At 36.2% G+C, this 7,772-nt stretch carries 9 protein-coding genes; 8 read left to right on the plus strand and 1 reads right to left on the minus strand.

The window, feature by feature from the left end; genetic code table 11:
- The 8 genes from P9X27_05435 to P9X27_05470 form a co-directional block, all read left to right on the plus strand.
- On the plus strand, window positions 1-545 hold a 545-nt coding region (locus P9X27_05435; protein MDP8253820.1), incomplete at its 5' end, for a P-loop NTPase.
- 35 nt (window positions 546-580) lie between these two features.
- Window positions 581-1,492 carry an ARMT1-like domain-containing protein gene (locus P9X27_05440; protein ID MDP8253821.1) on the plus strand — a complete coding sequence of 304 codons (912 nt, stop codon included), beginning with the start codon at window positions 581-583 and terminating at the stop codon, window positions 1,490-1,492.
- Between the two features lie 12 nt (window positions 1,493-1,504).
- Window positions 1,505-2,026 carry an NUDIX hydrolase gene (locus tag P9X27_05445; GenBank protein MDP8253822.1) on the plus strand — a complete coding sequence of 174 codons (522 nt, stop codon included), beginning with the start codon at window positions 1,505-1,507 and terminating at the stop codon, window positions 2,024-2,026.
- Complete coding sequence (locus P9X27_05450) at window positions 2,004-2,717, plus strand: MBL fold metallo-hydrolase (protein MDP8253823.1); 714 nt, start codon at window positions 2,004-2,006, stop codon at window positions 2,715-2,717. Before P9X27_05445 ends, P9X27_05450 begins: the two co-directional genes overlap by 23 nt.
- A gap of 19 nt (window positions 2,718-2,736) precedes the next feature.
- Window positions 2,737-3,897, plus strand: coding sequence for a 4Fe-4S binding protein (locus P9X27_05455; protein MDP8253824.1), 1,161 nt, complete (start codon window positions 2,737-2,739; stop codon window positions 3,895-3,897).
- A gap of 629 nt (window positions 3,898-4,526) precedes the next feature.
- Window positions 4,527-5,150: a redox-sensing transcriptional repressor Rex gene (locus P9X27_05460; protein ID MDP8253825.1), complete on the plus strand. Its 624-nt coding sequence runs from the start codon at window positions 4,527-4,529 to the stop codon at window positions 5,148-5,150.
- Between the two features lie 26 nt (window positions 5,151-5,176).
- The gene (serC, locus tag P9X27_05465) at window positions 5,177-6,259 is read left to right on the plus strand and encodes a 3-phosphoserine/phosphohydroxythreonine transaminase (GenBank protein MDP8253826.1); all 1,083 of its coding nucleotides are present in this window, start codon (window positions 5,177-5,179) and stop codon (window positions 6,257-6,259) included.
- Window positions 6,260-6,276: 17 nt separating this feature from the next.
- Window positions 6,277-7,461, plus strand: coding sequence for a phosphoglycerate dehydrogenase (locus P9X27_05470; protein ID MDP8253827.1), 1,185 nt, complete (start codon window positions 6,277-6,279; stop codon window positions 7,459-7,461).
- A gap of 155 nt (window positions 7,462-7,616) precedes the next feature.
- On the opposite strand, the gene P9X27_05475 is transcribed toward P9X27_05470, so the two are convergent.
- The coding region (locus P9X27_05475; GenBank protein MDP8253828.1) for a cold shock domain-containing protein at window positions 7,617-7,772 on the minus strand (156 nt) is incomplete at its 5' end.

The raw sequence follows: 7,772 nt of genomic DNA on the forward strand, positions 1-7,772 counted from the left end.
CAGGGGCTATTGAGATGAGAGAGAATAGTTCAGGTGAATGGTTTATATCAGATACACGTTTTGGAGAGTTAGTCCATGCAAAACTGGGTATAGCTGAAGAGAACTCTGGTAAATTAGTCAGTCTTGTGAGGCAGAAGGCAAAAGATATTGCTAAAGAAAATAATTATGATTGGATAATTATAGATGGTTCTCCTGGGATAGGATGTCCAGTAATTGCTTCTATATCTGGAGTTGACTGTGCTTTAGTTGTAACAGAACCAACTCTGTCTGGATTACATGATGCTGATAGGGTTATAAAAGTAGCCAGGCATTTCAATGTACCAGTTAGATTAATAGTGAATAAATATGATTTAAATATAGATGTTACAAGTAGAATAGAGAATTATTGCCAGGATAATGATGTTGAGTTTATGGGTAAGATAGCCTTTGATAAAACCGTTGTAGAAGCTATGGTAGAAGGCAAGACTATTATAGAATATGTACAGACAGAGACAAAGGATATAATAATTGAGATTTGGGATAGACTCATAAAGAGCATTGAATAGATTCTGTTAAAAAAATAATTATTATATTTTAAAATATGAATACATATTTAGATTGTATACCATGTTTTTTCAAACAGGCTCTTGAGTCATCAAGAATGGCTGGGGCAGACAAAGAGATGCAGAAGAAGATGCTTGATGAGATAGCCGCTATATTGCCAAGTATTTCTTTAAAACTGTCACCTCCAGAGATGGGTAGGACTATCTATAAGCTAACCAATAAACTTACAGGTGTAAATGATCCCTATCTTAAGATAAAAGAGAAAAGTAATAAACTTGCTTTAGGAGTATATGATAGGTTAAAAGAGCGTGTAGGAAATTCAGAAGATAGGCTGCTTATGGCTGTTGAGCTAGCTATTGCAGGTAATATAATTGATTATGGAGTAAAAAACTCTTTAAATGTAGAGTTAGAACTAGAGAAGATTTTAGTTCAAGAAAGCAAGGTAATAAAAGAAGAGAAGAGAAGGTTGTTTGATTATCCTAAGTTTAAAAAAGATCTATTAAAATCAAAGAGCATACTATATTTAGGTGATAATGCTGGGGAGATTCTTTTTGATCGTATTCTTATTGAAGAGATAAAGAGAATAGATAGTAACAAGAGTATTATATTTGCTGTTAAAGAAGGCCCTATTATTAATGATGCTTTGATGAAAGATGCCTTAGATTGCGGCATTGATCACGTTGCTGATATTATTTCTTCTGGTTCAGATGGTCCAGGAACAATACTCTCGATATGTTCAGAGAAGTTTCTTTCAATATATAGAGATGTAGATATGGTTATAAGTAAAGGTCAGGGTAATTTTGAAGCACTTTCAGACGCTAAGCGTGATATCTTTTTCTTATTTATAGCTAAGTGCCCTGTTATTGCCCAAGATGTTGGGGCTAGAATAGGAGATGTTATTTTGATCTATCACCAAGGTCAGGAAGATGCTAAAAAAAGAAGTTCTTAATATAATATAATTATGAAACCTGAATTTAAGTTTTGCCCTCTGTGTAGTAGTGTCTTAAGTAAGAAGAGGATAGATTTTAAAGAGCGGCCATACTGTAAAGAGTGTGGATGGATAAATTACGATAACCCCTTGCCCGTTACAGTATCTATTGCAATAAATGCTAATAACGAAGTACTCATAACAAGAAGAAATCTAGAACCTGGGCTGGGTGAGTGGGCATTCCCAGGTGGTTTTATAGAGGTCGGTGAGACTGCTTGGGAGTCTTGTTTACGAGAGCTAAAAGAAGAGACAGGAGTAGAAGGTATTGTAGAGGAGTTACTAGGGGTCTATATACAGAAAACAGAAGAGTATGGGGATTTGATTGTCTTAGGATATAGAGTAAAAGCCTTAAGCAGCGATATTATTATAAATGATGAGGTTAAAGAGGCAAAATTTATTGGTTGGGCTGAGTTGCCAAATATTCCTTTCTCAACTCACAGGGAGATGGCAAAAAGCTTTTTAAAAAAAACAGATGAATATCAAGGTACTCTTTAATGACGAAGCAATAGATGGTAGATTTTCAATTGGTTGTGGTTTCTCATGTTTAGTGGATAACAGTGTTTTGTTTGATACTGGCGGGAGCGGAGAGCATCTCTTTCATAATATTAAAATAATGGGGGTAGATATCTCAGCTATAGATAAAGTTGTTATCTCCCATGATCATTGGGATCATACTGGAGGATTATGGAAACTTTTAAATGTGAGGGAGGATTTAAAAATTTATAGTTGTCCTGGATTTAGCAAAGAGTTTAAAGATAGAGTTAAAAGTTTAGGCGTAGAGCTCATAGAGATAGATAGTTTTACTGAAATAGAAGACAGTATTTATGTTAGTGGTGAGATAGCATGTGTTTATCATGCTAAAGATATGTTTGAGCAGTCGCTATATATAAAGACAGATAAGGGTGTAACAATAATAACAGGTTGTGCTCATCCTGGGATTCTAAAGATAATAGAGAAAGCTAAAAAAAACCTAAAAGAGAAAAATATCTACTCTGCATTTGGTGGTTTTCATCTTAAAAATAAAAGTAGAGAAGAGTTAATAATTATAGTAAATAGATTTAAAGAGCTTGGTGTTAAGAAGACCGGCCCTACTCACTGTAGTGGAAATAGCGCTCAAAGGTTATTTAAAAAAATATATAAGAATAATTATATTCAAGTTAAGGTGGGGCAAATTTTAGAAATTTAAATAATAATAGAGGATTAAAATGAATAGTAGTTCTTGGTTTTCTCAGATTTCTTTTAAACAACGGATTTGGTTGTTTACGACTGTGGTAGGAATGTTTACGATTACAATTCTTGGGATTTTGCTGAGTTCCTCAACTAAGCCAAAGGAATCAATTGATTTCAACGTCAATATGTCTATCCAGGACATTGCTCCCGAACTTGGAGTTACAGGTAAAGGTCTTGCTCGTGAACTTGAGTTACCGATTGATACTTCCAAGAAAAAAACCCTCAATTTATTAAAGGTAACAGATGAAGAACTTTATCATGCCATTGAACATATTCTTTCTCATAGTGATAGTATACTCAAATATTATATTTATGTGGTGTTGGTATTGTTTGGTCTTGTCTTTCTCGTTAGACTAGGACGGCCAGATAGGTCCGATGTCAAACGCAGACATAAATGGTATCCCCGAGCCCCCCATATCGTCTCTCTCTTACTTTCTGTAATAGTAGCCGGATTTATTCTTGGCAAATCACCCAATCCCATGGAGGGGACAGTCAAAATATTCAAATCAATGGTGGGGCTTTACCCTGACCCAGTGGTTAAAGTAATCGCTTTCGGTTTTTTTATTATACTCGCTGTTATTGGGAATAAGATGATTTGCGGTTGGGCGTGCCCTTTCGGCGCTTTGCAAGAACTTATCTACAGTATACCAATTTTACAAAAAATCAAAAAAAAGAAACTACCATTTATATTCACAAACACAATTCGTGTATGTCTCTTTATTGCAACGCTCCTTTTTCTATTTGGAATTATTGGAGGGTGCAGGGGATTTGTGATTTACCACTATATTAACCCCTTTAATCTGTTTAATCTTGATTTCGAAACATTCAGTATTCTGCTTACAGTAGTCATTGTTTTGTCAGCATCATTTGCTATCTACCGTCCATTTTGTCAGTTTATCTGTCCTTTTGGTCTTATTTCTTGGATAGCTGAGCGATTCAGCATTTTTCGTGTTCAAATTGACAAAGAGAAATGCACCCAATGTGGTGCTTGCATAGAGGCATGTCCCCTTGAAGCTGCAAAAGATCGGGTTGATAGAGAAAGATTGCCTGCAGATTGTTTTAGCTGCGCACGTTGCTTGAATGTTTGCCTAGTTGATGCCATTCAATATACATCTTTCTTAAGCAAAAAGAAATAATCTAAATATTTAAAACAACAAAAAATTTTGAAAAAGTCTGCCATTCATGCTATAAAAGTACTTACTTGGCATGTTTACCTCCTTGAATTCCACTGTTTTAGCTAAATGTCTACCCCTTGAGGCTTGACATCTTGTAAATATTTGAGAACAAAAGAGTTATACAAATTGACTACCAAAAATACTGGACAAAATTAGACAAATTTACCGCCTTCTAGCCTGATTCTCATAATTTTTGCACCCCTCTGAAACCATTCAGCTGTTAAATACAAGTTCGAGATTCTTCCGGGGTGGCGATGATACTACTAAAATAGTATCTCTGATATGGCATATATCCTCAGATATTGGGCTATATAGTACCTATTTGCAGGCATAGTATTCAGAGATAGAATTATATCTAATATTTGCACGGGGAGATAATATTAAATTTCAATCGTTATGTACTCTAGAATGAAGAGTGAAAAATATCACCGATATAAGTAGGCACATTTGAATAATATATTACATTTTTACCTGAAACGTAGATAGTGAAATAATCTGTACATAATATGAAAGAATATTCTTTGACAAAATGATTTAAAGTGCTATTATTAGTGAATAAATTCACTAATAATAGGATTTATGGAGAGTTTATGGAATTATCGAACAATGCGATCGAAAGAATATGTAAAATTTTTGGATATCTTAATGTCTTAGAGAAAAAAGGTGTTAATTTTGTTTCATCCAGAGAGCTGGCAAAAGCCATTGGAACAACAGGACATACTATTCGTAAAGACATTAGCCTCTTAGAAGTGACTGGATATACGCGAAAAGGCTATGCGGTTAAAGCTTTCAAAGAAGAATTAGGGGATAAATTTAATTTAACTCAAAAGCGTAAGGCTTGTATTGTTGGTTTAGGGCGATTGGGAACGGCCTTGCTGGACTATGAAAATTTTCAGGAAGATGGGTTTGAAATTGTAGCCGGCTTTGATTGTAATATCAATAAAGTTGAGAGGATCTGTACACATATTGATGTTTTTCCGGTTGGATCTTTAGAAGATATCATAGCGCAGCGATCTATCGAATTAGGCATAATTACTGTTCCTGCGGAATCGGCTCAAGGGATTGTTGATAGATTGAGCAAGATTGGGGTGAAAGGTATTTTAAATTTTTCACCAGTTAAAATTGTTGTACCAAAACATATTATTCATGTGGATATGGATTTTACCAATGCTTTGCGGTTTATTGCTGCAAGATTTACTATGCAGAAACAGTGAATATTATAAATAAAAAGGAGCGAGGTATGGCAAGAATCTATAATTTTAGTGCGGGACCGGCGGTCTTACCAGAAGAGGTTTTGAAAAAAGCAGCCGAGGAAATGCTAGATTATAAAGGCTGCGGCATGTCCGTAATGGAACTTTCACATCGAGGAAAAGAGTTCACAGATATTATTGAAACAGCCCGGGCGAATATAAGAGAAATTATGGAGATACCTGAAAATTATAAGGTGTTATTCCTTCAAGGCGGTGCGTCAATGCAATTTGCCATGGTCCCTCTGAATTTAATGAATAAAAATAAAAAGTCTGATTATGTAAATACGGGGCAATGGTCGAAAAAGGCGATTGCGGAAGCCAAGAAGTACGGTGAAGTTAATATTGTTGCAAGTTCAGAGGATGATAATTTTAAGTATATTCCAAGATTAGATCCTGCTGCTTTTTCCAAAGACGCGGATTATTTTTATATTGTGACAAACAATACAATATACGGTACAGAATATAAAGAGATTCCGGATACAGGAGATGTTCCTCTAGTGGCTGATATGTCGTCTAATATTTTGTCTGATCCGGTTGATCTGTCAAAGTTTGATCTGATCTTTGCAGGAGCTCAGAAAAATATGGGTCCTGCGGGTATGACTTTGGTGATCATACGGGAAGATCTGGCCGGTAAAGCCTCAGATGATGTGCCAGCGCTTCTTAATTATAAAACTCACATTGATAGTGAGTCTCTTTACAATACACCGCCATGTTACTCAATTTATATGGCAGGTTTAGTCTTTAAATGGATTAAAGAAAAAGGTGGCCTTACAGCGATAAAGAAGCTCAATCACGAAAAAGCACAAATTTTATATGATTACCTGGAGCAGTCGAGCCTCTTTAGTAGTCCAGTTCAAAAAGAGAGCCGTTCTATGATGAATCTTCCTTTCCTGACAGGAAGCAAAGAGCTCGATGCAAAATTTATAGAAGAAGCTTCTGTTTGCGGATTAAAGACACTCAAAGGGCACCGAACAGTTGGAGGAATGCGAGCGAGTATTTACAATGCGATGCCATTAGATGGTGTTAAAGCCCTTGTTCAATTTATGGAAGAGTTTGAAAAGGAAAATGGATAATAAAAAGGAGAGAGACGATGTATAAAATTATGAAACTCAATAAGATTTCAACGGAGGGTTTAGATGTTTTCCCGCTTGACCAATATGAGATTGGAACAGAAATTACCCATCCAGATGCAATAATTCTTCGCAGCTTCAATATGCATGATATGGATTTACCGGATTCTCTGTTAGCCGTAGGGCGAGCAGGGGCAGGTGTGAACAATATTCCTATTCCACAGTGTTCACAGAAAGGAATAGTAGTTTTTAATACTCCGGGGGCCAATGCTAATGCTGTAAAGGAAATGGTAATTGCCAGCTTGTTTTTAGTATCTCGCGATATTGCTCGAGGAATTTTTTTCACAGAGTCTCTTAGAGGAAAAGGATCTGATGTCCCAGAGCTTGTCGAGAAGAATAAAAAGAGTTTTGCAGGGCAGGAAATTTATGGAAAAACTCTTGGTGTGATAGGACTGGGTAAAATTGGAGTAATGGTAGCCAACAGCGCCCTGGATCTAGGTATGCGAGTAATAGGATATGATCCTTTTATTTCAGTGAAGTCTGCCTGGGGATTATCAAAGGAAGTGCAGCGCGCTGAAGGGGCTGATGCTTTGATAGCCAACGCTGATTACATCTCATTACATACTCCATTAACTGATGAAACTCGCGGTATGATCAATTCTGAAAAATTTAATCGTATGAAAAAAGGTGTACGCATTCTTAATTTTTCACGCGGCGGAATTGTGAATAATGATGACTTAGGCAAAGCTATTAAAAATGGTATTGTTGAACGTTATATAACAGATTTTCCTGACGATGAACTTCTAAGTATGGAAAAAGTTATTGCTATTCCTCATTTGGGTGCATCGACAGAAGAGGCGGAGGGAAATTGCGCCGTTATGGTTGCTGATCAGATCCGTGACTTTATCGAGAATGGTAATATCAAGAATTCAGTAAATTATCCTGACTGCAGATTAGAGCAGAATTCTAATTTCCGTTTGGTGATTATGAACAGAAATATTCCCAATATGGTTGGGCAGATTTCCACAGCTCTTGCAGAAGCCAATATTAACATTGTTGAGATGCTTAATAAAAGCAAAGGGGATTATGCCTACAATATTATTGATATGTCAAATCAGCCGACTAAAGAAGCAATAGATGCTATTTGCAGCATTGAAGGAGTCATAAAAGTCAGGGCTTTGAGTTTAGATAAACAGATTGCTTAAATTTTTTCAGAAGGTAGTCATTGTTTTCCTTTATGCAGAGATTTATAGCCGCAGCTCTTAAGAGGCAGCGATGGCAGATTTAGCCGCTGTTGTTTAGTCTGGAAGTTTAAATAAAAAAAGCCCGCCAAAAAATAGCGGGCTTTTAAAACAACTGGTTATATTTTTACTACATTGATAGCACTTGGACCTTTTGCACCATCTTCGATTTCAAATTCGACAGGTTGACCTTCATCAAGTGAAGCATAGCCTGAACCCTGGATTGAGCTATGATGCACGAATACATCCTTGCCTTCTTCTGGAGTAATAAATCC

This window comes from Candidatus Kaelpia aquatica (assembly GCA_030765335.1).
Classification (GTDB): domain Bacteria; phylum Omnitrophota; class Gorgyraeia; order Kaelpiales; family Kaelpiaceae; genus Kaelpia; species Kaelpia aquatica.